The following is a 1,656-nucleotide window of genomic DNA, read 5'->3' as shown; positions in this document are numbered from 1 at the left end:
GTGCTGCAGCAGCAACCAGGTTGCGGACATTGACCTGGCTGTTGTTGCCGAACACCACGCCGTTGCGGTTGGCAACGAACACCGTGCCATTGGCCTTCAGCTGGCCGAGAATCTGACTGGGCCTTGCGGCCGGATCATTGACCCGGTTCAACACGGCCCAGTCAGCGTTCTGCAGGAAATTCAGCGTGGTGTTGCCACCGATGTTGAAGGTTTCCCAGTTCAGGATCGCCTGGTCGGCGGTCTGCTCGATGCTGACCTGCACCCGGCCGTCGGCGCCCTGCGACTGGGTCGCTTCGCGGGCATTGATCCAGCCACGGGTCAGCGGATTCTCGTCCACCTTCAGGCCATCCTTGCCCAGCCCATCGGCCACCACGAAGCCCGCCTCCYGTCGCGCCTGCCTGGCCTGCTCCTGCATGCGCTGCTGCAATGCGATGGCCTGCGCGGCCGTGCCGAGGTTGTCGATCGACTGCTGCAGCTTCTGTCGCGCCGCATCCTGCTGTTGTGCAGGCAGCTGGAACTGGATCGGCGCGCCATTGGGCATACGGCCACTCTGCGCTGCCGCACCTTGGGCGGCGCCGCGGTCGGCGAACCAGCCGGGGCTGAAGGCCTGCTGCGCCTGGCTGGCAGGAGCGACCACGCTGCCCAGCGCCACGGCCACGGCCCAGGCCATCGGGTGGCTGCGCCAGAGGGAGGCGGAGAAATGGGCGGCGGGCGAATGCGGGTGCGACATCGGGGACCTCGTCAACCTGATGGGCCGCGTCGGCCGCGGCGAGTACGAAGGGGGCCTGCGTAACGCATGCCCTGCACCTGATAGACGGTGGCCGCGGCGTGAAGACGACAGCTCAGCGCGGATGCGGTGCCACCACGAAGGAAAGCGCCGGCATTTCGGCCGGCGCTTCGATCAGCAGGTGTTGCCTTGCAGACAGTTACAGCGGACGGCCGATGCTGGCGCAGGTGCTCGGGTTGTTCACGGCGCCAGCATTGCTGGCAGTCGCGAAGCGGGCACGGACCGCATCACGCCAGGCCTTGGTCAGCGGGATGAACTTGTGCGCGCGGATCGCGGCATCGTTCGGGCCCTGCTCGACGCCGGCGACCACGACACTGCCGTAATGGCGGGTCAGGAAGCCACGCACGTTGGCGCCGACAGTGGCGTTCTTGTAGCACTGGCCGAACACGAAGTTGGTGTAGCCAGCGATCGGGTAGCCCGCGCTCGGGTTGCCGAACACCGGCACCCAGTTGGCGGGATTTTCAGCAGCGGCGCCGGTCGGCGGCGCAGCGGTTTCCAGGGTCGCCTGCACGCTCACTTCATCCGGCGAGAAGGACTTGACCTTGGCCACCTTGGTGGCATCGGTCAGGCTCGGGATGACGTCCGGGCCAACGTAGCCGATGCGGCCGTCAACGGCGTACACCGCGTTGTACAGCGAGGTGCCACCGGTGGCCGGCGCGGCGATGAAGTTCGACGGCACGGTGGTGAACAGGTTGGCGAAGGTCGACTGCACCGAGAACGCCGGCACGCCGTTGGTCAGCTTCAGGGTGGTGCCGGAGACGTCCGCCGGCTGGCAGGCGCTGGTCAGGAAGCGGGCCAGCAGCTCGCTGGTACCGCTGCTCTCGCCACGGTAGACAACCTGCAGGGCACCGGTACGGCCCGAACCAGCC

At 67.4% G+C, this 1,656-nt stretch carries 2 protein-coding genes; both read right to left on the bottom strand.

Features of this window, described 5'->3' with window-relative positions; all coding sequences use genetic code 11:
• On the bottom strand, nt 1–730 hold a 730-nt coding region (locus AC1VAN_RS21100; RefSeq protein WP_480986668.1), incomplete at its 3' end, for a two-partner secretion domain-containing protein.
• Nucleotides 731–926: 196 nt separating this feature from the next.
• Nucleotides 927–1,656, bottom strand: a 730-nt coding sequence (locus AC1VAN_RS21095; protein ID WP_480986667.1) for a type 2 periplasmic-binding domain-containing protein, incomplete at its 5' end; no start/stop codon positions are given.

It is taken from the genome of Stenotrophomonas sp. 05L44_2 (assembly GCF_056665995.1).
The sequence above is the reverse complement of the archived record's forward strand: the minus strand, read 5'-3'. Positions and strand labels throughout refer to the sequence as shown.